Origin of the sequence: Pseudomonas sp. CFBP 8770, from assembly GCF_014841705.1 — a bacterium.
Taxonomy (GTDB): Bacteria; Pseudomonadota; Gammaproteobacteria; order Pseudomonadales; family Pseudomonadaceae; genus Aquipseudomonas.
The window spans coordinates 149,474-175,670 of sequence record NZ_JACYUL010000008.1; the positions used below are offsets into that span (position 1 = coordinate 149,474).

Annotated in this window: 14 protein-coding genes; 11 read left to right on the forward strand and 3 right to left on the reverse strand. The window is 62.5% G+C overall.

Annotated elements, in window-relative coordinates:
• The first annotated feature begins 147 nt into the window (after window positions 1-147).
• The 3 genes from aceE (at window position 148) to IFT98_RS18565 (ending at window position 7,753) form a co-directional block, all read left to right on the forward strand.
• A complete protein-coding gene (gene aceE / locus IFT98_RS18555) occupies window positions 148-2,793 on the forward strand; it encodes a pyruvate dehydrogenase (acetyl-transferring), homodimeric type (protein WP_192050990.1) in 2,646 nt (881 codons plus the stop codon).
• A gap of 11 nt (window positions 2,794-2,804) precedes the next feature.
• Entirely contained in the window at window positions 2,805-4,766 is a 1,962-nt protein-coding gene (gene aceF, locus IFT98_RS18560) for a dihydrolipoyllysine-residue acetyltransferase (protein WP_192050992.1), read from the forward strand.
• A 296-nt stretch (window positions 4,767-5,062) separates the two neighbouring features.
• Window positions 5,063-7,753, forward strand: coding sequence for a sensor domain-containing phosphodiesterase (locus IFT98_RS18565; protein WP_192050994.1), 2,691 nt, complete (start codon window positions 5,063-5,065; stop codon window positions 7,751-7,753).
• Window positions 7,754-7,844: 91 nt separating this feature from the next.
• Here the strand turns inward: IFT98_RS18565 and IFT98_RS18570 are convergent, their stop codons facing one another.
• Window positions 7,845-8,684, reverse strand: a complete 840-nt coding sequence (locus tag IFT98_RS18570) for a 23S rRNA (adenine(2030)-N(6))-methyltransferase RlmJ (RefSeq protein ID WP_192050996.1) — start codon at window positions 8,682-8,684, stop codon at window positions 7,845-7,847.
• A gap of 194 nt (window positions 8,685-8,878) precedes the next feature.
• The gene (putP, locus tag IFT98_RS18575) at window positions 8,879-10,366 is read right to left on the reverse strand and encodes a sodium/proline symporter PutP (protein ID WP_192050997.1); all 1,488 of its coding nucleotides are present in this window, start codon (window positions 10,364-10,366) and stop codon (window positions 8,879-8,881) included.
• A gap of 392 nt (window positions 10,367-10,758) precedes the next feature.
• Here putP and putA point away from each other — a divergent pair, with 392 nt between their 5' ends.
• The 8 genes from putA to trxC all read left to right on the forward strand — a co-directional run bounded on the left by putA (window position 10,759) and on the right by trxC (window position 25,067).
• On the forward strand, window positions 10,759-14,712 hold the full coding sequence (putA, locus tag IFT98_RS18580) for a trifunctional transcriptional regulator/proline dehydrogenase/L-glutamate gamma-semialdehyde dehydrogenase (protein WP_192050999.1): 3,954 nt from the start codon (window positions 10,759-10,761) through the stop codon (window positions 14,710-14,712).
• Between the two features lie 214 nt (window positions 14,713-14,926).
• Entirely contained in the window at window positions 14,927-16,669 is a 1,743-nt protein-coding gene (locus tag IFT98_RS18585; protein ID WP_122800361.1) for a potassium/proton antiporter, read from the forward strand.
• Between the two features lie 276 nt (window positions 16,670-16,945).
• The gene (locus tag IFT98_RS18590; RefSeq protein WP_192051001.1) at window positions 16,946-18,619 is read left to right on the forward strand and encodes a M60 family metallopeptidase; all 1,674 of its coding nucleotides are present in this window, start codon (window positions 16,946-16,948) and stop codon (window positions 18,617-18,619) included.
• 254 nt (window positions 18,620-18,873) lie between these two features.
• Window positions 18,874-22,254: a mechanosensitive channel MscK gene (gene mscK / locus IFT98_RS18595; protein WP_192051003.1), complete on the forward strand. Its 3,381-nt coding sequence runs from the start codon at window positions 18,874-18,876 to the stop codon at window positions 22,252-22,254.
• Between the two features lie 26 nt (window positions 22,255-22,280).
• Window positions 22,281-23,726 carry a protein adenylyltransferase SelO gene (selO, locus tag IFT98_RS18600; protein WP_192051004.1) on the forward strand — a complete coding sequence of 482 codons (1,446 nt, stop codon included), beginning with the start codon at window positions 22,281-22,283 and terminating at the stop codon, window positions 23,724-23,726.
• A gap of 168 nt (window positions 23,727-23,894) precedes the next feature.
• The gene (locus IFT98_RS18605; RefSeq protein ID WP_049861461.1) at window positions 23,895-24,158 is read left to right on the forward strand and encodes a type II toxin-antitoxin system HicA family toxin; all 264 of its coding nucleotides are present in this window, start codon (window positions 23,895-23,897) and stop codon (window positions 24,156-24,158) included.
• Window positions 24,155-24,499, forward strand: a complete 345-nt coding sequence (locus IFT98_RS18610) for a type II toxin-antitoxin system HicB family antitoxin (RefSeq protein WP_192051006.1) — start codon at window positions 24,155-24,157, stop codon at window positions 24,497-24,499. The genes IFT98_RS18605 and IFT98_RS18610 overlap by 4 nt, the downstream gene beginning before the upstream one ends.
• 124 nt (window positions 24,500-24,623) lie before the next feature.
• A complete protein-coding gene (gene trxC / locus IFT98_RS18615; RefSeq protein ID WP_192051008.1) occupies window positions 24,624-25,067 on the forward strand; it encodes a thioredoxin TrxC in 444 nt (147 codons plus the stop codon).
• A 323-nt stretch (window positions 25,068-25,390) separates the two neighbouring features.
• Here trxC and IFT98_RS18620 read toward each other — a convergent pair whose 3' ends face one another.
• The gene (locus IFT98_RS18620; RefSeq protein ID WP_192051010.1) at window positions 25,391-26,161 is read right to left on the reverse strand and encodes a ParA family protein; all 771 of its coding nucleotides are present in this window, start codon (window positions 26,159-26,161) and stop codon (window positions 25,391-25,393) included.
• Window positions 26,162-26,197 lie beyond the last annotated feature (36 nt).

Sequence of the window (26,197 nt, forward strand, 5' to 3'; positions counted from 1 at the left end):
GGGGCATGAAAAGGGCAGGGATTTGTAGTAAAACTACAGCTCGCCGGAAAAGCTGCCGGTAATCCAAGAATTCAATATCGTCTGCCCACAAGGCCAGTCGCAAACTCAGGCTTCGATTCTGGAAGCCTTTCCGCCCTGGAGCAAGCCATGCAAGACCTCGATCCCGTCGAAACCCAGGAATGGCTGGATGCCCTGGAGTCGGTCCTCGACAAAGAAGGCGAAGACCGCGCTCACTACCTGATGACCCGCATGGGCGAGTTGGCCACCCGCAGTGGTTCACAACTCCCCTACGCCATCACCACGCCGTACCGCAACACCATCCCCGTCACCCACGAAGCACGCATGCCTGGCGACCTGTTCATGGAACGCCGCATTCGCTCGTTGGTGCGTTGGAACGCATTGGCGATGGTGGTGCGCACCAACCTGCGCGACCCGGACCTGGGCGGCCACATTTCCAGCTTCGCCTCCAGCGCGACCCTGTACGACATCGGCTTCAACTACTTCTTCCAGGCTCCGACCGACGAACACGGCGGCGACCTCATCTACTTCCAGGGCCACGCTTCGCCTGGCGTCTACGCACGCGCCTTCATGGAAGGCCGCATCAGCGAAGACCAGATGAACAACTTCCGCCAGGAAGTGGACGGCAAGGGTCTGTCTTCGTATCCGCACCCTTGGCTGATGCCTGATTTCTGGCAGTTCCCGACCGTTTCCATGGGTCTGGGTCCGATCCAGGCGATCTACCAGGCGCGCTTCATGAAGTACATGGAAGCCCGTGGCTACATCCCTGCCGGCAAGCAGAAGATCTGGTGCTTCATGGGCGACGGCGAGTGCGACGAGCCGGAATCCCTGGGCGCGATCTCCCTGGCAGGCCGCGAGAAGCTGGACAACCTGATCTTCGTCATCAACTGCAACCTGCAGCGCCTCGACGGCCCGGTTCGCGGCAACGCCAAGATCATCCAGGAACTGGAAGGCGTGTTCCGTGGCGGTGGCTGGAACGTCAACAAAGTCGTGTGGGGCCGTTTCTGGGACCCACTGCTGGCCAAGGACGTCGACGGCATCCTGCAGCGTCGCATGGACGAAGTCATCGACGGCGAGTACCAGAACTACAAGGCCAAGGACGGCGCGTTCGTCCGTGAGCACTTCTTCAACTCGCCGGAACTCAAGGCCATGGTCGCCGACCTGTCCGACGACGAGATCTGGAAGCTCAACCGTGGTGGCCACGACCCGTACAAGGTCTATGCAGCCTACCATCAGGCGGTAAACCACAAGGATCAGCCAACCGTCATCCTGGCCAAGACCATCAAGGGTTACGGCACCGGTGCAGGCGAAGCCAAGAACACCGCGCACAACACCAAGAAGGTCGACGTCGACAGCCTGCGCAAATTCCGCGACCGCTTCGACGTACCCATCAAGGACGACGAGCTGGAAAGCATGCCGTTCTACAAGCCTGAAGAAGGCAGTGCCGAAGCCCGTTACCTGAGCGAGCGCCGCGCCGCCCTGGGTGGCTTCGTGCCGCAGCGCCGGGCCAAGAGCTTCAGCATTCCGACGCCACCCCTGGAAACCCTCAAGGCGATCCTGGACGGTTCGGGCGACCGTGAAATTTCCACCACCATGGCGTTCGTGCGGATTCTGTCGCAGCTGGTCAAGGACAAGGAAATCGGTCAGCGCATCGTTCCGATCATCCCGGACGAGGCCCGTACCTTCGGTATGGAAGGCATGTTCCGCCAGCTGGGCATCTACTCCTCCGTCGGTCAGCTCTACGATCCGGTCGACAAGGACCAGGTGATGTTCTACCGCGAGGACAAGAAGGGCCAGATCCTCGAGGAAGGCATCAACGAAGCCGGTGCCATGTCGTCGTTCATCGCCGCCGGTACCTCGTACAGCAATCACAACCAGCCGATGCTGCCGTTCTACATCTTCTACTCGATGTTCGGCTTCCAGCGTATCGGCGACCTGGCCTGGGCCGCTGGCGACAGCCGCACCCGTGGCTTCCTGATCGGCGGCACCGCCGGCCGTACCACCTTGAACGGCGAAGGCCTGCAGCACGAAGACGGCCACAGCCATCTGCTTGCCGCGACCATCCCCAACTGCCGCACCTATGACCCCACCTACGGCTACGAGCTGGCGGTGATCATCCAGGACGGCATGAAGAAGATGACCGAAGAACAACAGGACATCTTCTACTACATCACCGTGATGAACGAAGCCTACACCCAGCCTGCCATTCCGGCCGGCGCCGAGGAAGGCATCATCAAGGGCATGTACCTGCTCGAGGACGACACCAAGGAAGCGGCGCACCACGTCCAGTTGCTGGGCTCGGGCACCATCCTGCGTGAAGTCCGCGAAGCGGCGAAGATCCTGCGCGAAGAGTTCAACGTCGGCGCCGACGTGTGGAGCGTCACCAGCTTCAACGAACTGCGCCGCGACGGCCTGGCCGTCGAGCGTTCGAACCGCCTGCACCCTGGGCAGAAGCCGCAGACCACCTACGTCGAAGAGTGCCTGAGCGGCCGCAAGGGTCCGGTCATTGCCTCTACCGACTACATGAAGCTGTTCGCCGAGCAGATTCGTCAGTGGGTTCCTTCCAAGGAATTCAAAGTCCTGGGTACCGATGGCTTCGGTCGCAGCGACAGCCGCAAGAAGCTGCGTCACTTCTTCGAAGTGGACCGCAACTTCGTCGTGCTGGCTGCTCTGGAAGCCTTGGCAGATCGCGGCGATATCGAAGCCAAGGTGGTGGCCGAGGCCATCGTCAAGTTCGGTATCGACCCTGACAAACGCAACCCACTGGACTGCTGAGGAGATTTTTTGTGAGCGAACTCATTCGCGTACCTGACATCGGCAGCGGTGAAGGTGAAGTCATTGAATTGCTGGTCAAGGTCGGCGACCGCATCGAGGCGGAGCAGAGCCTGCTGACCCTCGAGTCGGACAAGGCCAGCATGGAAGTGCCGGCGCCCAAGGCGGGCGTCGTGAAAAGCATCAAGGTCAAGCTGGGCGACCGCCTGAAAGAAGGCGACGAACTGCTGGAGCTGGACGTCGAGGGTGCTGAAGAAGCGCCCCAGGCCTCCGAGCCTGCCGCTGCGCCAAAGCTGGAAGAGAAAGCCGAGGCCGCGCCCGCCGCTGCCCCAGCCGCCGCTCCCGCTGCCGCAGCTTCGAGCCAGGACATCCACGTGCCGGATATCGGTTCGTCGGGCAAGGCGCAGATCATCGAGATCTCGGTGAAGGTCGGTGACACCGTCACCGCCGATCAGTCCTTGATTACCCTGGAGTCGGACAAGGCCAGCATGGAAATTCCATCGCCGGCCGCAGGCGTGGTGGAAAGCATCAGCGTCAAGCTGAACGACGAAGTCGGTACCGGTGACCTGATCCTCAAGCTTGCGGTCGAAGGCGCAGCCCCTGCTGCTGCCCCGGCCGCTGCTGCCCCCGCACCTGCCGCAGCAGCGCCTGCAGCGGCTGAAAAGCCGGCCGCAGCGCCTGCCGGCGACAGTGTGCAGGACATCCACGTGCCGGACATCGGTTCGGCCGGCAAGGCCAAGATCATCGAAGTACTGGTCAAGGCCGGTGACACGGTCGAAGCCGACCAGTCGCTGATCACCCTGGAATCGGACAAGGCCAGCATGGAGATTCCTTCTCCGGCTGCCGGCGTGGTCGAAAGCGTCAGCGTCAAGCTGGAAGACGAAGTGGGTACCGGCGACCTGATTCTAAAGCTGAAAGTGGCCGGTGCTGCCCCCGCAGCGCCTGCCCAGGCTGCTGCCCCTGCCGCAGCTACGGCTGAATCCAAGCCCGCGCCGGCCCCGGCGGCTGCCGAGAAACCTGCTGCCGCACCCGCAGCACCTGCCGCCCCGGCCGGTGCCAAGGTGCATGCCGGCCCGGCTGTTCGCCAATTGGCGCGCGAATTCGGTGTCGAGCTGAACGCGGTGAGCCCGACCGGCCCGCACGGTCGCATCCTCAAGGAAGACGTGCAGGTCTACGTCAAGGCGATGATGCACAAGGCCAAGGAGGCACCGGCCGCTGCTGCCGGCGCCACCGGTGGTGCTGGCATTCCACCGATCCCGGTGGTCGACTTCAGCCGCTTCGGCGAAACCGAAGAAGTGCCGATGACCCGCCTGATGCAGGCCGGTGCCACCAACCTGCACCGCAGCTGGCTGAACGTGCCCCACGTGACCCAGTTCGACCAGGCCGATATCACCGAGCTGGAAGCGTTCCGCGTGGCGCAGAAAGCCGTGGCGGAAAAGGCCGGCGTCAAGCTGACCGTGCTGCCATTGCTGCTCAAGGCCTGTGCGCACCTGCTCAAGGAACTGCCGGACTTCAACGCTTCGCTGGCGCCGAGTGGCAAGGCGATCATTCGCAAGAAGTACGTCAATGTCGGCTTCGCGGTCGATACGCCGGATGGCCTGCTGGTGCCGGTGATCAAGAACGTCGATCAGAAGAGCCTGCTGCAGTTGGCTGCCGAAGCTGCCGCCCTGGCCGAAAAGGCCCGGACCAAGAAGCTCTCGGCAGACGACATGCAGGGTGCCTGCTTCACCATCTCCAGCCTCGGGCACATTGGCGGCACCGGCTTCACGCCGATCGTCAACGCGCCGGAAGTGGCGATCCTGGGTGTCTCCAAGGCCACCATCCAGCCTGTCTGGGATGGCAAGGCGTTCCAACCCAAGCTGATGCTGCCGCTGTCGCTGTCCTACGATCACCGTGTGATCAACGGCGCGGCCGCTGCACGCTTCACCAAGCGTCTGGGCGAGTTGCTGACCGATATCCGCACCATGCTGCTGTAAGGCTGGGCGGATGAAAGAAACCCACCGTCGCCGGTGGGTTTTTTTTGCCCCGAATTTGCCTCTGAAGCCCACAACCAGTGTGCGACACGGACGCTAATGCCCTCATGAACGCAGTATTTTCGGATCCAATTGCAGAATTTTGTGCGCCTGCCGACAACATGGAAGCACCGAGCCACTGTACCGCTTGTAAGCCCGGGCGCCATGATGCAACCTTGCCTGACGCGCCCGCCTGTAGGGACCCTAGCCTGTAGGGATTGTCGTCTCTGCGCGACCAGTACTCTTGAAGCGAGTTTTCAATGAAAAGCCAGCCCGATGCCGCCAACCGCATGGTGGCCGAGGTAGTGACGCAGCTGCCGGTGCCCTCGCGCCTGGGAATGCTGCGTTTCGAACGGCTGAACGAGGCCAACTGGGCGCTGCTTTATCTGGATCCGGCGTGCGAACGAACCTTCGGTCTTCCCGCCGCGCAGCTGTGCTCGCTGACCGGCTCGCCCTACGCCAGCCTGATGGAGCCCGAGGCGCGGCACCGTCTGCACGATGCCATCCAGGCACAGCTGATCGACAGTACCCATTACACCGTGCGCTACACCCTGCACAGTAACCATGGCAGCCTGCACCTGATGGAACTGGGCGAAGCCTTTCGCCAACGCAATCGGCAGTTGTTGCGTGGCTACTTGATGGTCGTCGACGCAGCTGTCGACAGCCTGGTCGAAACCAGCCTGACACCGGCCAACGCGAGCAGTCCGCTGCAGATGGCGCTGGAACTGAACCAGCGCGCGCAACAGGAACAACTGCAGCACATGGAACGTGCCAGCGCCCAGCAGGCATTGATCCTGAGCCTGGCGCAGCAGCGCTACGGGACCCACAAGCCGTTGCTCGAAGCGGCCGAACTGATCACGCGTAACGCCTGCGATATCTATGCTGTGGACTGTGCCAGCCTGTGGACTCTGCAGGGCCAGCAGTTGCTGCCCATTACAGCTTATTACGGTGATCGGCAGGTCCACGGCTGTCTGCAGCCCGTGGACCTGGCTGACTTCCCCGATTACCTGGCGGCCCTGCACGCCAGCCGGGCCATCGACGCCAGCGACGTGGCCAGCGATCCGCGCACGCGCCAGCTTGCCGAGCAACTGGCGATGCGCGATGTCAGTTCGGTGCTCGATGCCAGCATCCGTATCGACGGTCAGGTGGTCGGCGTATTGTGCCTGGAGCAGAGTGGCGGCGGGCGTGTCTGGCGTGCAGACGAGATCGCTTTCGCCGGCGAGCTTGCCGACCAGTTCGCCCAGGTGATCAACAACCACGACCGTCGCGCAGCCACCAGCGCCTTGAATCTGTTCCAGCGCGCGGTCGAGCAAAGCGCCAATGCCTTTCTGCTGGTCAACTGCGATGGCGTGGTCGAGTACGTCAACCCCAGCTTCACCGCGATCACCCAGTACAGCACCGAGGAAGTCCACGGCAAGCGCCTGGCCGATCTGCCAGCGCTGGAAAACCTCAGCGAGCTGTTGTTCGACGCGCCTTCGGGCCTGGCCAACGGCAACAGCTGGCAAGGCGAATTCAAGAGCCGCCGCAAGAACCTGGAACCCTATTGGGGCCAGCTGTCGATTTCCAAGGTGTACGGCGACGACCGCGAGCTGACCCATTACATCGGCATCTACGAAGACATCACCCAGAGCAAGCTGGCCCAGCAGCGCATCGAGCGCCTGGCCTACACCGACAATCTGACCAACCTGGGCAACCGTCCGGCGTTCATCCGCAGCCTGGACGAAAGCTTCGCCCACAACAGTGACCGGCCGATCAGCATGATGCTGGTGGACATCGACAACTTCAAACGGATCAACGACAGCCTCGGCCACCAGACCGGCGACAAGCTGCTGGTGAGCCTGTCGCGACGGCTGCGCAACAGCCTGAGTCCGGCCGGCAGCCTGGCACGTTTTGCCAGCAACGAGTTCGCCGTGCTGCTGCACGACACCGACCTGGAAGCCGGCCAGCGCATTGCCCAGCAGGTGCTGCTGACCCTGGACAAGCCGATGTTCGTGGATAACCAGTTGATCAACGTCACCGGCTCCGTGGGCCTGGCCTGTGCGCCGCTGCATGGGCGCGACCCGCAGACCCTGATGAAGAACGCAGGCCTTGCACTGCACAAGGCCAAGGCCAACGGCAAGCATCAGGTGCAGGTATTCACCGAGGCGCTGAATGCCGAGGCCAGCTACAAGCTGTTCGTGGAGAACAACCTGCGCCGCGCCCTGACCCAGAACGAACTGGATGTGTTCTACCAGCCCAAGCTGTGCCTGCGCTCGGGTCGCCTGCTGGGCATGGAGGCGCTGCTGCGCTGGAACCATCCGGAAAAGGGCATGATTCGCCCCGATCAATTCATCAGCGTGGCCGAAGAAACGGGCTTGATCATCCCCATCGGCAAGTGGATCGCGCGTCAGGCCTGCCGCATGAGCAAAGCCCTCACCGCGGCCGGGCTGGGTCGCCTGCAGGTGGCGATCAACCTGTCACCCAAGCAGTTTTCCGATCCCGACCTGGTCGCGTCCATCGCCAGCATTCTGCAGGAAGAGGCGCTTGACGCCTCGTTGCTGGAGTTGGAACTGACCGAAGGTCTGCTGCTGGAAGCCACCGTGGATACCCATCAGCAGCTCGAACAGCTCAAGCAGCTAGGCATGACCTTGGCCATGGATGACTTCGGCACAGGGTATTCCTCGCTCAGCTACCTGAAGAAATTTCCCATCGACGTGATCAAGATCGATCGCAGCTTCATCCACGAGATCCCGGACAACCAGGACGACATGGAAATCACCTCGGCGGTGATCGCCATGGCGCACAACCTCAAGCTCAAGGTCGTGGCCGAGGGCATCGAGACTGCCGCACAACTGGCCTTTCTGCGTCGTCAGCGCTGCGACGTCGGCCAGGGCTACCTGTTCGACAAGCCGATTCCCGGCGCCGAACTGATCGAACGGCTCAAACGCTATCCACGCGGACCACAGGCCTGACCTTGCACTGTGCCAAGACGGATCAGCCGCAGACCCCGGCCAACCACTCGCCAGGGTAGTGCGCGACGTGTCGCGCCTCACGCCCTGAAGGTCACTCGGCGATCAGCCAGTCCATCTTCCAGCCGCCCTGGCGCTGGCCGAGCAGGTTGGCCAACCAGGGCATCAGCGCGTGCAGTTCTTCTTCCAGGCCCCACGGCGGGTTGGCAATGACCAGTCCCGAACCGTTCAGGCTCTGCGGTGTGTCCAGCGGGTGCACCAGCAACTCCACGCGCAGCAGCTTCGGCGCGCCGGTGCTGGTCAGGTCTTGATAGAAACGCTTGAGCGAGCGCTCGTCATCCTTGATCGGGTACCAGATGGCCGCTACGGTCTGGCGCATGCGGCCGATGGTTTCCTTCAAGGCAGTGGCGCAGCGCCTGAGCTCGTCGAGTTGCTCGAACGGCGGGTCGATCAGCATCACCGCGCGCTTCTCGGCCACCGGCAGCAGGGCCCGCGGCACGTGCCAGCCTTCGCCCAGGTGCACGGCCACACGCGGGTCCTTCTTCATGTTCTCTTTGAGCAACTGACCGTCTTCGGGGTGCTTCTCGTTGAGCAGCACACGGTCCTGCTGGCGCATCAGCCGGCGCGCCAGCTCGGGCGAGCCGGGGTAGTAGCGCAGTTCGCCTTCGGTATTGAGACGGTTGATGACCTTGACATAGTCGTCGGTCAGCGCCGGGCGGTCGGTGGCCTGCCAAAGGCGGGCGATGCCTTCGAGCCATTCGCCGGTGCGCGTGGCCTGGTCGCCGTGGAGGTCGTAGAGGCCGAGGCCGGCATGGGTGTCGATATAGGCAAATGGCTGTTCCTTGCGCGACATCAGCGCAATCAACCGGGTGAGGACGATATGTTTGAACACGTCGGCGTGATTGCCGGCGTGGAAGGCATGACGATAGTTCATGGGGACTCCTGCAGATGGGCAGGAGTCTAGCATTTCAGATGGGTTTTTTGCGGTGTGGGGAACAGAGCCGTTTTCCAGCCGATGAGCGGTCATCGGCCGCGAAACAGGCAACGCGTGCTCACTGACGCATCGCGGTGTGCTTTTCGCGGCCACGGACCGCTCCCACATTGGCCGCTCCTAGGCAGGACAGAGCATCACTTGCCTTGGTGGAACGCCGCCTCGGCGCGTTCGAAGCGGGTGACCATGGCCGGTGATGGCCCGCGGCCCAGCTTGCTGACGATCAGGATGGCCAGGCTGGCGAACGCGAAGCCCGGAATGATCTCGTACAACCCCAGCAGTTCGAAGTGTTTCCACACGATCACTGTCGCCGCGCCGACCAGGATGCCGGCCAGAGCCCCGTTGCGGGTCATGCCCTTCCACACCACCGAGATCAGCACCACCGGCCCGAACGCCGCGCCGAACCCAGCCCAGGCGTAGCTGACCAGGCCCAGTACGCGGTTGTCGGGATTGGACGCCAGCCAGATTGCGACCAGCGCCACCAGCAGCACCATCATGCGGCCCACCCAGACCAGTTCACGCTGCGAGGCGCCCTTGCGCAGGAACGCCTTGTAGAAGTCTTCGGTCAAGGCGCTGGAGCACACCAGCAACTGGCAGCTCAGGGTGCTCATCACCGCGGCCAGAATGGCCGACAGCAGCACCCCGGCAACCCACGGATTGAAAAGAATCTTGGCCAGCTCGATGAAGACGCGCTCGTGGTTCTCGGTGACCGGACCGGCCAGCTCGGGGTGCGCCGAGAAGTAGGCGATGCCGAAGAAACCCACGGCCACGGTGCCACCCAGGCAGAGGATCATCCAGGTCATGGAAATGCGCCGCGCCTTGGCGATGGAGCGCACCGAATCGGCCGCCATGAAGCGGGCAAGAATGTGCGGTTGGCCGAAATAGCCCAGTCCCCAGCCCAGCAGCGAAACGATGCCGATGAAGGTGGTACCGCGCAGCATGTCGAAGTTGGCCGGGTTCTGCGCCTCGATGGCCAGAAAGGCCGTGTCGACGCCGCCGGTGGCCAGCACCACGACGATGGGTGTGAGGATCAGGGCGAAGATCATCAGCGTGGCCTGCACCGTGTCGGTCCAGCTGACCGCCAGGAACCCGCCAACGAAGGTATAGGCGATGGTCGCGGCAGCGCCGGCCCACAACGCGGACTCGTAGGACATGCCGAAGGTGCTTTCGAACAGCCGCGCGCCGGCGACGATGCCTGACGCGCAGTAGATGGTGAAGAACACCAGGATCACCACCGCCGAGATGATCCGCAGCAGGCCGCTGGTGTCTTCGAAACGCCCGGCGAAATAGTCCGGCAGGGTCAGGGCGTCACCGTTGTGCTCGGTTTGCACGCGCAACCGGCCAGCGACGAACAGCCAGTTCAGGTAGGCACCGATGATCAGGCCGACGGCGATCCAGGCCTCCGACAGGCCGGACATGTAGATGGCGCCAGGCAGACCCATGAGCAACCAGCCGCTCATGTCCGAGGCGCCCGCGGACAGGGCCGTGACCACGCTGCCAAGGCTGCGGCCGCCGAGAATGTAGTCGGAAAGATTGTTGGTGGAACGGTAGGCGAACAGGCCGATCAGGACCATGGCAGCGATGTAGATCACGAAGGTGATCAGAGTGGGGTTGCTGACACTCATGGGTGTCTCCTCGAGTTGTTTTTATGAGCCGTCGGGCACGCTTCGGTGCCTTTGTGCAGGTCGGCAGATGGCAAGACGTCAGGGCTGACCCAAAGGCGCCGAACTTTAGGCCGGCTTTGGAGACGGGCGCAACCCTTTTTGGCAAGCAAGTTGCACCTGTGGAAGCATCTGGCTAAACGCCGTGCATCTGCTTCCTTTCGGAGCATTCACCTGGTGTTCGCTACACAGGCGCACTGGCGTTGTGCAGATTCAACCCATGCAAAAAGATTTTCCGTCGAGCGGTGCAACTTTCGTCGATATACAGGTTGCACTTGGTTGCACCCCGCAAAGCGCACGGCTAATCTTGCCGCCGGCTTTATTGCCACGCACCGTGGCCCTGATGAGGACAAGAAATGGCAACCACCACCCTGGGCGTCAAATTGGACGACCCGACCCGCGAACGCCTCAAGGCTTGCGCGCAGTCCATCGACCGCACTCCACACTGGTTGATCAAGCAGGCGATCTTCAACTATCTGGAGAAGCTGGAAGGCGGCGCGACGCTGACCGAACTGACCGGCGCCGGGGTGAGTGGCAGTGACGATGCGGGCGACATCCAGCCCGACCATGCCCATCAGTGCTTCCTCGAATTTGCCGAAAGCATTCTGCCGCAGTCGGTACTGCGCGCCGCGATCACCGGCGCCTATCGTCGTCCCGAGCCCGAAGTGGTGCCGATGCTGCTGGAGCAGGCTCGCCTGCCGGCCGACATGGCCGAAGCCACCAACAAGCTGGCCGCGCGCATCGCCGAGAAGCTGCGCAATCAGAAAAGCGCCGGTGGCCGTGCGGGCATCGTTCAGGGCTTGCTGCAGGAATTCTCGCTCAGCTCCCAGGAAGGCGTGGCCTTGATGTGCCTGGCCGAGGCGCTGCTGCGCATCCCCGACAAGGGCACCCGCGACGCCCTGATCCGCGACAAGATCAGCACCGGCAACTGGCACCCGCACTTGGGCAACAGCCCGTCGCTGTTCGTCAACGCGGCCACCTGGGGCTTGCTGCTGACCGGCAAGCTGGTATCGACGCACAACGAATCGGGCCTGTCGTCGTCGCTCAGCCGCATCATCGGCAAGAGCGGCGAGCCGATGATCCGCAAGGGCGTCGACATGGCCATGCGCCTGATGGGTGAACAGTTCGTCACCGGCGAAACCATCGGCGAGGCGCTGGCCAACGCCAGCAAGTTCGAGAACAAGGGCTTCCGCTACTCCTACGACATGCTGGGCGAAGCCGCGCTGACCGAGCACGACGCGCAGAAATACCTCGCGTCCTACGAGCAGGCGATCCACTCGATCGGCAAGGCCTCTCACGGTCGCGGCATCTACGAAGGCCCGGGTATCTCGATCAAGCTCTCGGCGCTGCACCCGCGCTACAGCCGTGCGCAGTACGAGCGCGTCATGGAAGAACTGTACCCGCGCCTGCTGTCGCTGACCCTGCTGGCCAAGCACTACGACATCGGCCTGAACATCGACGCCGAGGAAGCCGACCGCCTGGAGCTGTCGCTGGACCTGCTCGAACGCCTGTGCTTCGAGCCGCAACTGACGGGCTGGAACGGCATCGGTTTCGTTATCCAGGCCTACCAGAAGCGCTGCCCGTACGTGATCGACTACGTCATCGACCTGGCTCGGCGCAGTCGTCACCGCCTGATGATCCGCCTGGTGAAGGGCGCCTACTGGGACAGCGAAATCAAGCGCGCCCAGGTCGAGGGGCTGGAAGGCTACCCGGTGTACACCCGCAAGGTGTACACCGACGTGTCCTACGTGGCCTGCGCGCGCAAGCTGCTGTCGGTACCGGAAGTCATCTACCCGCAGTTCGCGACCCACAACGCCCATACGCTGGCGGCCATCTACCACATCGCCGGTCAGAACTATTACCCCGGTCAGTATGAATTCCAGTGCCTGCACGGCATGGGTGAACCGTTGTACGAACAGGTCGTAGGCAAAGTGGCCGATGGCAAGCTGAACCGTCCATGCCGTGTGTATGCACCGGTCGGCACCCACGAAACACTGCTGGCGTACCTGGTCCGCCGCTTGCTGGAAAACGGCGCCAACACTTCGTTCGTCAACCGGATCGCCGACCAGTCCATCTCCATCCAGGAACTGGTCGCCGATCCGGTAGCCACCATCGAGCGGATGGCGACCCAGGAGGGCCAGTTCGGTCTGCCTCATCCGCGCATTCCGCTGCCGCGTGATCTGTACGGCAGTGACCGGGCCAACTCGGCCGGCATCGACATGGCCAACGAGCATCGTCTTGCGTCGCTGTCGTCAGCCCTGCTGGCCACCGCTCACACCGACTGGAAAGCCCTGCCCATGCTGGGCTGCGAAGCCAGCAACGAACCGGCCCAGCCGGTGCTCAACCCGTCCGACCTGCGCGACGTGGTCGGCCATGTGCAAGAAGCCACCGTCACCGACGTCGACAACGCGATCCAGTGCGCACTGATCAACGGCCCGATCTGGCAGGCCACGCCGCCGGCCGAACGCGCCGCGGTGCTGGAGCGTGCCGCCGACCTGATGGAAGCCGAGATCCAGCCGCTGATGGGGCTGCTCGCCCGCGAAGCCGGCAAGACCTTCGCCAACGCCATCGCCGAGGTCCGCGAGGCCGTGGACTTCCTGCGCTACTACGCGGTGCAGGCGCGCAACGACTTCAGCAACGACGCCCATCGCCCGCTGGGTCCGGTGGTGTGCATCAGCCCGTGGAACTTCCCGCTGGCGATCTTCAGTGGCCAGGTCGCCGCGGCCCTCGCCGCCGGTAACCCGGTGCTGGCCAAGCCTGCGGAGCAGACCCCGCTGGTGGCCGCACAGGCCGTGCGCCTGCTGCTCGAAGCCGGTATCCCCGAAGGCGTGCTGCAACTGCTGCCTGGCCGCGGTGAAACCGTGGGTGCACGGCTGGTAGGTGACGAGCGCGTCAAGGGCGTGATGTTCACCGGCTCCACCGAAGTGGCGCGGTTGCTCCAGCGCAACATCGCCGGGCGCCTGGACTCGCAAGGTCGTCCGATTCCGCTGATCGCCGAAACCGGTGGCCAGAACGCGATGATCGTCGATTCCTCGGCGCTTACCGAACAGGTGGTGATCGACGTGGTTTCCTCGGCATTCGACTCCGCCGGCCAGCGTTGCTCGGCCCTGCGCGTGCTGTGTCTGCAGGAGGATTCGGCCGACCGTGTGATCGAAATGCTCAAGGGTGCCATGGCCGAAGCGCGCCTGGGCAACCCCGAGCGCCTGAACGTGGACATCGGCCCGGTGATCGACGCCGAGGCCAAGACCGGTATCGAGAAACACATCCAGGGCATGCGCGACAAAGGCCGCGACGTGTACCAGATGGCGATTGCCGACAGTGCCGAGATCAAGCGCGGCACCTTCGTCATGCCGACCCTGATCGAGCTGGAAAGCTTCGATGAGCTGCAGCGCGAGATCTTCGGTCCGGTGTTGCACGTGGTGCGCTACAAGCGTCGCGACCTGGACCAGTTGATCGGCCAGATCAATGCTTCCGGCTATGGCCTGACGCTGGGCGTGCACACACGTATCGACGAAACCATCGCCAAGGTGATCGACAACGTTCATGCCGGTAACGTCTACGTCAACCGCAACATCGTCGGCGCCGTGGTGGGTGTGCAGCCGTTCGGCGGCGAAGGCCTGTCGGGCACCGGCCCGAAAGCCGGTGGCCCGCTGTACCTGTACCGTTTGCTGTCGACGCGGCCAAACGACGCCATCGCCCAGTCCTTCGCCCGCACCGATGCCGGTACGGCGCCGGACGTGCGTCTGCGTGACGCCATGGGCAAACCGTTGCAGGCCATGCAGGCCTGGGCTTCGAGCAATCAGCAGACCGAACTGGCGCAATTGTGCGGCGACTTCGCCGCCCAGTCGCAGAGTGGCGTGAGCCGTCTGCTCGATGGCCCCACCGGTGAACGCAACAGCTACACCATCCTGCCACGCGAGCACGTGCTGTGCCTGGCCGAAACCGAAGCCGACCTGCTGGCGCAGCTGGCAGCGGTGATGGCCGTGGGCTCCCGCGCGGTAGTGCCCGACAACGAGCCGGGCAAGGCCGTGCGCATGCGTCTGCCCAAGGAAGTGCAGGCACGTATTCAGCTGGTGCCGGAGTGGAACAAGGACGAGGTGCACTTCGATGCTGTGCTGCATCACGGTGACAGCGACCAGCTGCGTGCCGTCTGCGAGCAGATCGCCAAGCGCAGCGGTGCCATCGTAGGCGTGCATGGCTTGTCTCAGGGTGAAACCGGCATCTGCCTGGAGCGCCTGGTGATCGAGCGGGCGCTGAGCGTCAACACCGCCGCCGCGGGTGGCAATGCGAGCTTGATGAGCATCGGCTGAAGCTGACCGATCGAAGCTGATCGATCCAGAAACACCACGGGCGCCTCAGGGCGCTCGTGGCATTTCTGGACCCGCAGACCTGGCACAGGCGTATCGGCGGCGTATCTGCCGCATCGGGCAAATCCTTTGACATACATGCGTTTACACGGGTTAGAATCCGTTGGCACGAGGCCTGCATGTTGCCGGTTCTGCCATTGCCTACGGAGTACTGCCCTTGGACGCCACCTTCATCAACAGCCTGTTCTTGATCGGCGCGTTGCTGGTGGGTGCAAGTATCCTGGTCAGCTCGCTGTCGTCGCGCCTGGGCATTCCCATTCTGGTGATCATCCTGGCGGTGGGCATGGCTGCCGGGGTGGACGGCGGCGGCATCATTTTCAACAACTACCCCACGGCCTATCTGGTCGGCAACCTGGCGCTGGCGGTGATCCTGCTCGATGGCGGCCTGCGCACGCGGGTATCGAGCTTTCGCGTGGCGTTGTGGCCCGCCTTGTCGCTGGCCACGGTCGGGGTGCTGATCACCACCGCGCTGACCGGCGCGGTCGCCGCCTGGCTGTTCGACCTGAGCATGATTCAGGGGCTGTTGATCGGCGCCATCGTCGGTTCCACCGATGCGGCGGCGGTGTTCTCGCTGCTGGGCGGCAAGGGCCTGAACGAACGGGTGACCGCCACCCTCGAGATCGAATCGGGCAGCAACGACCCCATGGCGGTGTTCCTCACCGTGACCCTGATCGACATGATCGCCAGCGGCCAGACCGGCCTGCATTGGGGCCTGCTCGGCCACCTGCTGCGCGAATTCGGCATCGGCGGTGTCATCGGCCTGGGTGGCGGCTGGGTCATGCTGCAACTGGTCAACCGCATCAACCTGGCCGCCGGCCTGTACCCGATCCTGGTGGTGGCAGGCGGCCTGCTGGTGTTCGCCCTGACCAATGCCCTGCACGGCAGCGGCTTCCTGGCTGTCTACCTGTGCGGCCTGGTGATGGGTAACAAGCCGATTCGCAGCCGCCACGGCATTCTGCACATGCTCGACGGCATGGCCTGGCTGGCGCAGATCGGCATGTTCCTGGTACTGGGGCTGCTGGTCACGCCCCATGACCTGCTGCCCATCGCCCTGCCCGCCCTCGCCCTGGCCCTTTGGATGATTCTGGTCGCGCGGCCGCTGTCGGTGATGGTCGGGCTGTTGCCGTTCAAGGCGTTTCATGGCCGCGAAAAAGCCTTCATCTCGTGGGTGGGCCTGCGCGGCGCGGTACCGATCATCCTCGCGGTGTTTCCATTGATGGCCGGGCTGCCGGATGCGCAGCTGTTCTTCAACCTGGCGTTCTTCATCGTGCTGGTGTCGCTGCTGGTACAGGGCACCAGCCTGCCGTGGGTGGCCAAGTTGCTCAAGGTCACCGTACCGCCGGACCCTGCACCGATCTCGCGCTCTGCCCTCGAAGTGCATATCACCAGCGAGTGGGAGCTGTTCGTGTACCGCCTGGGCGCGGAAAAGTGGTGCATCGGCGCGGCCCTGCGCGAGCTGAAAATGCCCGAGGGCACGCGTATCGCCGCGCTGTTCCGTGGCCAGCAACTGCTCCACCCGTCCGGCAGTACGGTGCTGGAAGTGGACGACCTGCTGTGCGTGATCGGCCACGAGCACAACCTGCCGGCCCTGGGCAAACTGTTCAGCCAGGCGCCGCAGCGCGGTCTGGACCTGCGTTTCTTCGGCGACTTCGTACTCGAAGGCGACGCTCAACTGGGCGCGGTGTCGGCGCTCTACGGCCTCAAGCTGGATGGGCTCGACCCGCAGATGCCGCTCAGCCGCTTCATCATTCAGCGGGTTGGCGGCGCGCCGATCGTTGGCGACCACGTGGAGTGGAACGGCACCATCTGGACGGTCGCGGTCATGGACGGGAACCGGATCATGAAAGTGGGCGTCAAATTCCCCGAAGGAAGTCGTCCAGGGCCTGGGCTCTTTCTTTGAATTCTTGGCGGACGGATTCAAGCCTGCTCATGGATCAAATGTCTCCGTACTCGACGATGTCGATACGACCGTTCATCCTGTAAAAAAACATTCAATACCTCCACTTTGTATACACTTTACCCACTGAAACGGAATACCTTTTCTGCTCAGCAAGTTGCGAACGAGGTACAACATCGCGACACTCTTTCCCCTTGGTGCCTGCCGTTTTCCCTGCGGCAACCAATGAATTAGCCCTGCTAGCCTGATTATGTCACCCACTCTCATCAGGCCAATCCCATGCTCCCGGACACCGTACTTTCTTTTCAGGACGCAGCGGTAAATGTGCGACTTTACAACGGCTCCCAGTCACAAAGTTTTCTGTTGACCGGGAACGCCGGTGAAGATCAATTCATGCAAAACCGCTATACACGTTACCGCTTGAGTTCCGACGGCGTTCGACTGTGGGCGCAGCCGGAAGAAGACGTTCGCACACAACGTTTCCGAATCAGACGCTACTCTGATGACACCGTATCGATCCAGTCAGTACTGACAGGGTACGTGCTGACCTTCAATCATCAGACACCCACGATGGAGGTCTTGGTGGCTGGCAATTTGAATCAGCGCTTCCGGCTGGTCACGCAAAGCGATGGCTCCGTAGGCATCCGAAGGCATCGCTGGGCGAGGTTCGAGGCTACCGTGGACCGTTTCACAGCCATGTATCGACTGGGCACGCGCTACCCCCTGATGAACCGGCAACCAACAGGTTTCTACGCCCCCAAGAACAAGGCCTTCAGAGTGGTCGTCGTACACACTGATACCCCGCCCATCGCGATGAACCTGTTTGTTGGCGCCCCCTACGCAGACACGGACAGGCAATACTCCCAGCAACGAACTTATCCCCTTCGAGTTGGCATCAACACCATCACCGATCCTAGTGGAGGGATCATCTATTTCCAACTGGCCAATGAAATAAACACTGCCAACGTCATCATTCTGGGTGCACAGGAACTTCCCTACTTCGAGCACGGCAATACCTCAACAGCGGTCTATCACGCCATGCTCGACGCGCGCCCTACCCCGTACGTGGAGCTCTACAGCGCCCGGGTCGTTCTAACCGTCGATCGGGCGTCGGCGCACACTTACAAAAACAGTGACCTCCCTGGGTTGATGGCAACTTACGAGCGCATCATTGACGTCCAAGAAACATTACTGGGTCTGGACAAGGCAGAAGAACTTCATGCACCGGCTCCGCTGAAATATCATCTTGTACTGGGTAATCACGGTGGCGCTGGATCGGCACATGCCACCACCGGGTACACGGCATACAACATGGCGTATGCAAGAACACTGCTTGCACCGGAACCCCTCAAAGCGGAGTGGGCAGTGCCTCACGAAATAGGCCATCAGAACCAGATGCGCGCCTACCTGCCCGCTGATTTCGGCGAAGTTACCAACAACCTTTCCGCCATGGCAACCCAGCGGGTATTTGGTGTGCGATCGAATTTGACCTACCCCGGTGCGAACGGCAAGGACACCTGGGACAATGCGCTGGAAAAGCAGGCCATGGCCGATCTGGACATAACCCAGCTGTCTGCGTTCGAGCGGCTTGCAGCCCTGGAGCAACTCCGCCTGGGTTTCGGTGACGCTTTTTGGTCTCGATTGAACCGGATTGCCCGCGAGCATGGTCCTTGGAGCGCAACGCCCTCGCGAGCCCAATCGTTCGACAACCTCGCTTTGTTTGGGAGCATGGCCGCCGGGGCTGATCTGCGAGTCTTCGTTCGTGCTTGGGGGATGCCTCTTTCAACGGCAGCCGATCGGCAAATTGCCGAAATGCGCCTTCCTGCTCCGCCTGCGAATCTGCTGACGCTTAGGGAGCCTCGGGCTGGAGCTAGCGCGAGCTGCATGCCTGAGAAAGAGCCGGAATGCGGCACCGAGCTGCCCGGCGATACGTCTCTGGTCGACGATACGTAAACAGGCTCGAAGTGCGCTGACACCAATGATCCCAGCGGGGCCTCAGTCTGGCCTCGCAGGCGACAGCACGACGCCAAGAGGGCACATAAACCGGACTGTTCACATGACACAGCCTGGCCCGCGTCGGGCAATGCGGTCATGGACGGGAACCGGATCATGAAAGTGGGCGTCAAATTCCCCGAAGGAAGTCGTCCAGGGCCTGGGCTCTTCCTCTAAACTGCCCTTCTCTCTTCGAGCTGTACGACTTTTAACCTATGCGCAATTTTCTTTCCGCAGCCCTGCTGGGGCTGTGCATGGCTGTCGCCAGCGTTCAGGCTGCCGACCCGCTGAACCGTGAAACGGTGCAACAGAACCTCGACAAGATCGCCGAGCGCAAGCTGCCAGAAGCCGACCAGAAGGCGCTGCAGCAAGTGTTCGAGCAGACCCTGGGGCTGCTTGGCAACCAGACCGACAACGAGCGCAAGCTGGCCGACCTCAAGCAGCAACTGGCCGATGCACCCAAGCAGACTCTCGAGGCGCAGCGTGAGCTGAGCCGTCTCAAGGGCATGCCGATCATCCCCGTGAGCCAGCGCTATGCCACCTTGAGCGTGCCGCAACTGGAGCAGATCTTCAGCGAGCGCACCACCGAACAGGGCGAGCTGCAAAAGGCCTTGTCCGATGCCAACAGTCTGATCATCACCGCGCAGACCCGCCCGGAACGCGCGCAGACCGAGATCAGCGCCAGCCAGAACCGTATCCAGCAGATCAACGGCATCCTCAAGCTGGGCAAGAACGACGGCAAGGCGCTGACGCCCGACACACGCAACCAGCTGGCGGCCGAACAGGCCTCCATAGGCGCGCTGATCAACCTGCGCCGCCAGGAACTGGCCGGCAACAGCACCTTGCAGGACCTGGGCAATGCGCGTCACGACCTGGTGCTGGAGAAGACCACCCGGCTGGATCAGGAAATCCAGGACCTGCAGACGCTGATCAACCAGAAGCGTCTGGCGCAGTCCCAGGAGACCGTCACCAAGCAGTCGCTGGAAGCGCAGAAAGCCGGTGGCAGCAGCGCGCTGGCGACCGAAAGTGCGACCAACGTCAAGCTGTCCGACTACCTGCTGCGCAGCACCGACCGGCTCAACGAACTGACCCAGCAGAACCTCAAGACCCGCCAGCAGCTTGACAGCGTGACCCAGAGCGACCAGGCCCTGGACGAGCAGATCAGCGTGCTCAAAGGCAGCCTGTTGCTGTCCAAGATTCTCTACAAACAGAAGCAGGCGTTGCCGCACTTGAAGGTCGATCGCGACCTGGCCGACGAGATCGCCGACATCCGCCTGTATCAGTTCGAAGTCAACCAACAGCGCGAAGCCATCAGCAACCCGGCGGCCTACGTGGACAATCTGCTGGCCAACCAGCAGCAGGATCAGAACACGCCGCAGTTGCGCAAGAGCTTGCTGGAGCTGGCGGTCACTCGCAGCGACCTGCTCGAACGTCTGAACCGGGAACTGAGCGCGCTCCTCAACGAGTCGATCACCCTGCAGCTCAACCAGAAGCAACTGCTCAGCACTGCGCAAGGCCTGCGTGCCACGCTGGACGAGCAGATGTTCTGGATCCCCAGCAACAAGCCGCTGGATGACGAATGGTTCAAGGCCGTGCCGCGGCGCCTGGAGAATCAGGTGACCACCCTGCCCTGGGCATCGAGTGTGAGCGAGCTGACCGATGGCCTGGCGCAGCGACCATTGCTGTTCCTGCCGCTGCTGCTGGTGATCGGCCTGCTGCAGTGGAAGCGCAAGTTTCTCTACCAGAAGCTCAATGCGGTGCATCAGGACATCGGCCACTTCAAGCGCGACCGGCAATGGCACACGCCTGCCGCCATCCTGATCAACATCCTGCTGGCCATGCCCATGGCCCTGGGCCTGGCGCTGTGCGGCTATGCCCTGCTGATCGATGCCCGTGGGCAGAATGCCGGTCTGGGCGCCGCCATGTTGCAGATTGCCCAGGCCTGGCTGGTGTTCTACACCGCGTATCGCATCCTCGCCCCCGGCGGCGTGGCCGAGCTGCACTTTCGCTGGGAGCGGGCGCAAGTCGCCTTCCTGCAGGGCTGGGTGCGCCGGCTGGGCTTTGTCGTGCTGGCGCTGGTATCGGTGGTGGCAGTGGCCGAACTGCAACCCTCGGCGCTGGCGGATGACGTGCTCGGCATTGCCGTGGTGCTGACCTGCTACGCCCTGATGGCCTGGCTGCTGGCGCGGTTGTTGATCAGCAGCCCGACACACAAGAGCGCTTCACTGTTCCGCCGCACCATCGGCTTGCTGTTCACCGCACTGCCGATTGCACTGTTCGTGGCGGTCTGTTTTGGCTACTACTACACGGCGCTCAAGCTCACCGATCGGCTGATCGACACCCTTTACCTGCTGATGATCTGGTTGGTCATCGAAGCGGCGTTCGTGCGTGGCTTGAGCGTTGCCGCACGACGCTTGGCCTACCAGCGGGCACTGGCCAAGCGGCAGACGGCGAAGGACAGCGGCGAAGGCGAAGCAGTCGCCGAAGAGCCGACTCTGGACATCGAGCAGGTCAACCAGCAGTCCTTGCGTCTGGTGCGGCTGGCCTTGCTGGCCGGCTTCATCGGCGCGCTGTACTGGGTGTGGAGCGATCTGATCAGCGTGTTCGCCTATCTGGACAACATCACCCTGTACGAATACACCAGCGGCACCGGCGCGGCCATGAGCATGGTGCCGATCAGCCTGAGCGACTTCATCGGCGCAGCAGTGATCATCGGCATCACCGTCGTGCTGGCCGGCAACCTGCCGGGGCTGCTCGAGGTACTGGTGCTGTCCAAGCTCAACCTGGCTCAGGGCAGCGCCTACGCCACCACAACGCTGCTGTCGTACGTGATCGCGGGGGTGGGCTTCGTGTCCACGCTGTCGACCCTGGGCGTAAGTTGGGACAAGCTGCAGTGGCTGGTCGCGGCGCTGTCGGTGGGGCTGGGTTTCGGCATGCAGGAAATCTTCGCCAACTTCATTTCCGGCATCATGATTCTGTTCGAGCGCCCGGTGCGCATCGGCGACACCATCACCATCGGCAACCTGTCGGGAACGGTGAGCAAGATCCGCATTCGCGCCACCACCATTACCGACTTCGATCGCAAGGACATCATCGTCCCCAACAAGACCTTCATCACCGGGCAACTGATCAACTGGTCGCTGACCGACACCATCACGAGGGTGACGTTGAAGCTGGGCGTGGACTACGGCTCGGACCTGGACCTGGTGCGCACCCTGCTGCTCAAGGCTGCGCGGGACAACCCGCGGGTGCTCAAGGAACCGGAGCCACTGGTGTATTTCCTCAACTTCGGCGAGAGCACGCTGGACCACGAATTGCGCATGCACGTGCGTGACCTGGGTGACCGCAACCCGGTGCTGGATGAAATAAACCGTTTCATCAACAAGGAATTCAAGCGCCAGAACATCAATATTTCGTTCCGGCAAATGGAGATCTACCTGAAGAACGCCACGGGCCGCGAGTACAAGCTGGTGCCCGCCGAGCCCGGGGAAAGTGCCGGTACTCTGCAGCCAGCAGCGACGCCTGCGCCGGCCGAGCCACCGAGCGCGCCCCAGGCCGTGGAAGCACCCAAGCCGCCCCCCTCGAAACTTGATTGAGCGCACCGCGCCAACGGAGAACGCACATGAAAGGCCTCGACGAACTGATCTTCGACAACCGCTTCGCCCGCCTGGGCGACGCGTTCTCCACCCACGTACTGCCCGAGCCGATCGACAACCCGCGACTGGTGGTGGCCAGCAACGCGGCGATGAGCCTGCTGGACCTGGACCCGGCGTGCGCGCAGACGCCGCTGTTCGCCGAGCTGTTCAGCGGGCACAAGCTGTGGAGCGAGACCGAACCGCGGGCGATGATCTACTCGGGCCATCAGTTCGGCGGTTACACCCCACAGCTGGGCGATGGCCGCGGGGTGCTGCTGGGCGAGGTATACAACGAGGCCGGTGAGCACTGGGACCTGCACCTCAAGGGTGCCGGGCAGACGCCTTACTCGCGGATGGGCGACGGCCGGGCGGTGCTGCGCTCCTCGATCCGCGAGTTCCTCGCGTCCGAAGCCTTGCATGCCTTGGGCATTCCCAGCAGTCGCGCACTGTGCGTGATAGCGTCGGACACCCCGGTGTGGCGCGAGAAACAGGAACGCGCGGCCATGCTTCTGCGCCTTTCGCCCAGCCATGTGCGTTTCGGCCACTTCGAGTATTTCTACTACACGCGCCAACCCGAACTGCAGAAACAACTGGTCGACCATGTGCTGGCGGCGCACTTCCCCGGCTGTGAAACCCAGCCCGAACCCTACCTCGACATGTTCCGCGAGGTCGTCGAACGCAACGCCGAACTGATCGCCCAGTGGCAGGCCTACGGGTTCTGTCATGGGGTGATGAACACCGACAACATGTCGATTCTGGGCATTACCTTCGACTTCGGGCCGTTTGCCTTTCTGGACGACTTCGACGCGAATTTCATCTGCAACCATTCCGACCATCAAGGCCGCTACAGCTTCAGCAACCAGGTGCCCGTGGCGCACTGGAACCTCAGTGCCCTGGCTCAATCGTTGACGCCGCTGATCAGCGTGGAGGCGCTGCAGGAGGCGTTGGGGTTGTTCCTGCCGCTGTACGAGGCGGCCTGGCTGGACATCATGCGGCGGCGACTGGGCTTCACTCTCGCCGAAGAGGGCGACAAAGTGTTGCTCGAGCGCCTGCTGGGTCTGATGCAGAACAGCGGTGTGGACTACAACCTGTTTTTCCGCCGCCTAGGCGAGGACGGCTCGCTGGCCGTGCTGCGCGACGATTTCGTCGATATCCAGGGCTTCGATGCCTGGGCAGGCGATTACCAGGAGCGCATGGAGCGCGATGTGGTGGAAGGCCGCACGGAACGCATGAACCAGGTCAACCCGTTGTACATCCTGCGCAATTACCTGGCGCAGAAGGCCATCGATGCGGCCGAAGACGGTGACTATTCGGAGGTGCGCCGCCTGCACCAGGTGCTTTCAAATCCGTTCGAAGCGCAGCCGGGTATGGAACGTTACGCCGAACGGCCACCGGAGTGGGGCAAGCATCTGGAGATCAGTTGTTCGTCGTGAGGATGGCTAACGCTCTATTGTCAACGGCATGCATCGGACACCGCCTACATCGCTTTCAAGCCTGTCCGACTGCCGTTTCGTTGCAACCAGCACATCATCGTGCGCCCCGAAACCTACATCTAAAACGGTACCTATTTTTGGTACCATTTGAGAGCACGGAGCGCTACGATGAACCCTTCAAAGCTCAAACACATTGACGTGCTTGAGGCGATCTACGCTCGCCCTGTGTCAGGAACAATCCGCTGGTCACGCATCGAGAGATTGTTCATCGAATTGGGTGGCAAGGTGCAAGAGCGAGAGGGCTCCCGAGTGGCGGTAGTCCTTTTCGGGACCGTGCGGGTATTCCATCGTCCTCATCCGTCCCCGGAAACCGACAAGGCTGCGGTGGCGAGCATCCGCAATTGGTTGGCAGTCAACGGAATCGAACCATGAACAACATCATGATCATCGACGGCCATCGAGCCGTCATCCAGTACGACCCGGAGGTAGGGAATTTTCGCGGGGAGTTCATCAATCTGAATGGCGGCGCGGACTTTCATGCCGACAGCGTCAGCGCATTGAAGACCGAAGGCGCAGAGTCACTGCGAGTCTTCCTGCAAGTGTGTGCAGAGGAAGGGATCGAGCCTGTCAAATGCTACTCGGGGAAGTTTCAGCTCCGGCTGCCTGAGACGCTGCATGCCCAGGTCACTGAGGCGGCGGCTGCGCTGGGAGTGAGCATCAATCAGTTCGTGCAGCGCAGCCTCGAGCATGAGCTCAAGGCGGTGAAGCCATGATTGACCCGTGCGCTATCGAGCAGCGGTATGGGCGATTGAACCTTCAACAATACAAGCCCGATCTGGGTACAGCTCGAAGAAGCGCCACCCGATACTCGACCTACCTGTGCAACCGGAGCCCGGCATGAGCGACTCACTGGTAATCCCCTGCCCGCATTGCAACGGGCTCAACCGCATCCCTGCTTTGCGCCTGACCGACCAGCCCAAATGCGGGCGGTGCAAGGCGGCGGTGTTGCTCGATACACCTTTCGAGCTGACTCAAGGTGACTATGCCAGCCAGATCAAAGGCGATCTGCCGCTGCTGGTGGATGTCTGGGCCGACTGGTGCGGGCCGTGCAAATCCTTTGCGCCGGTGTTCGAGCGGGCGGCGGGGCAACTGCAGGGGCGATGCCGGCTGGCAAAGCTGGACAGCCAGGCCAACCCGCAGCTGTCCACGCAACTTGGCATCCGCTCGATACCGAGCTTGATTCTGTTCAAGAATGGTCGAGAAGTGGCGCGGCAGAGCGGCGCTATGCAGCTGCCGCAATTGCTGGCCTGGCTCGGTGCCCAGGGTATCGCCGATCTGTAGCAACCTGATGCACCGCATCGAGGCCGGACGCGGCTTGCACCGCTGCTACAGGGGATTGGCGCAAGGCCCGCCATTGGGTTGATCGCGGTGCCCGTAGCAGCGGCGCAAGCCGCGTCAGCGAACGCCGCGGCGGATCAGGCGGATCGCGGTGCCCGTAGCAGCGGCGCAAGCCGCGTCGGCGAACGGCGCAGTAGGTCAGACGGATCGCAGTGCGTGTAGCAGCGGCGCAAGCCGCGTCGGCGAACGCCGCGGTAGGTCAGGCAAACGCGGTGCCTGATTCGCGGCCGCAGACCGCTCCCACAGTGGCTCACAGCGATGCGAATTCAGGCTTGTTCGAGCAGGTCGTGCAGCTCGACGAACTGCTGGGTCAGCTTGTGTCGCGGGTCCAGGTGGATCAGCGGGATATTCAGCTCATGGGACTCGCGCATCTTGACCGAGCTGTTCAAATACACCGGCAGCACGGGCAGGCCCTCGGCGATCAGTTCATCGAGCATCTGCTGAGGCAGGCTGGCCCGAGGTTGGAACTGGTTGACGACGATACCTTCAACTTCAAGACCCTCGTTGTGATCCTCTTTCAACTCTGCGATTTCACTCAGCAGACCGTAGAGCGCATGCCGAGAAAAGCTGTCGCAATCGAAGGGAATCAACACCCGATCTGCAGCGATCAGCGCCGACACCGCATAAAAATTCAACGCCGGCGGCGTGTCGATATAGATCCGATCATAATCTTCACTGAGCTCGTCGAGCAGTTTGCGCAGCTTGTTGATCTTGTGCTTGGCTTCCAGCTTGGGCTGCAGATCAGCCAACTCCGCCGAAGCCGTGACCACATGCAGGTTGTCATAGGGCGTGTGATGGATATCCACCTTGCCTTTCTTGCTGGCCGGCCCCGACGACAGGATCTGCTTGAAGAAGTCCGCGATGCCCATCGGGATATCGTTTCCGGTCAGCCCAGTGAGGTACTGGGTAGAGTTGGCCTGGGCATCGAGGTCGATCAATAACGTGCGAAAGCCCTCGTTGGCACTGACGGCCGCCAGGTTGCAGGCAATGCTGGATTTGCCTACGCCGCCCTTCTGATTGAACACCACGCGCCGCATCTATATCCCTCCATGACAGGCAAAGCCTCGAGTGTA

Coding starts and splice junctions, on each gene's coding strand:
- aceE (WP_192050990.1), top strand. CDS start 148: ATGCAAGACCTCGATCCCGTCGAAACCCAGGAATGGCTGGATGCCCTG.
- IFT98_RS18565 (WP_192050994.1), top strand. CDS start 5,063: ATGAAAAGCCAGCCCGATGCCGCCAACCGCATGGTGGCCGAGGTAGTG.
- IFT98_RS18570 (WP_192050996.1), bottom strand. CDS start 8,684: ATGAACTATCGTCATGCCTTCCACGCCGGCAATCACGCCGACGTGTTC.
- putP (WP_192050997.1), bottom strand. CDS start 10,366: ATGAGTGTCAGCAACCCCACTCTGATCACCTTCGTGATCTACATCGCT.
- putA (WP_192050999.1), top strand. CDS start 10,759: ATGGCAACCACCACCCTGGGCGTCAAATTGGACGACCCGACCCGCGAA.
- IFT98_RS18590 (WP_192051001.1), top strand. CDS start 16,946: ATGCTCCCGGACACCGTACTTTCTTTTCAGGACGCAGCGGTAAATGTG.
- mscK (WP_192051003.1), top strand. CDS start 18,874: ATGCGCAATTTTCTTTCCGCAGCCCTGCTGGGGCTGTGCATGGCTGTC.
- selO (WP_192051004.1), top strand. CDS start 22,281: ATGAAAGGCCTCGACGAACTGATCTTCGACAACCGCTTCGCCCGCCTG.
- IFT98_RS18605 (WP_049861461.1), top strand. CDS start 23,895: ATGAACCCTTCAAAGCTCAAACACATTGACGTGCTTGAGGCGATCTAC.
- IFT98_RS18610 (WP_192051006.1), top strand. CDS start 24,155: ATGAACAACATCATGATCATCGACGGCCATCGAGCCGTCATCCAGTAC.
- trxC (WP_192051008.1), top strand. CDS start 24,624: ATGAGCGACTCACTGGTAATCCCCTGCCCGCATTGCAACGGGCTCAAC.
- IFT98_RS18620 (WP_192051010.1), bottom strand. CDS start 26,161: ATGCGGCGCGTGGTGTTCAATCAGAAGGGCGGCGTAGGCAAATCCAGC.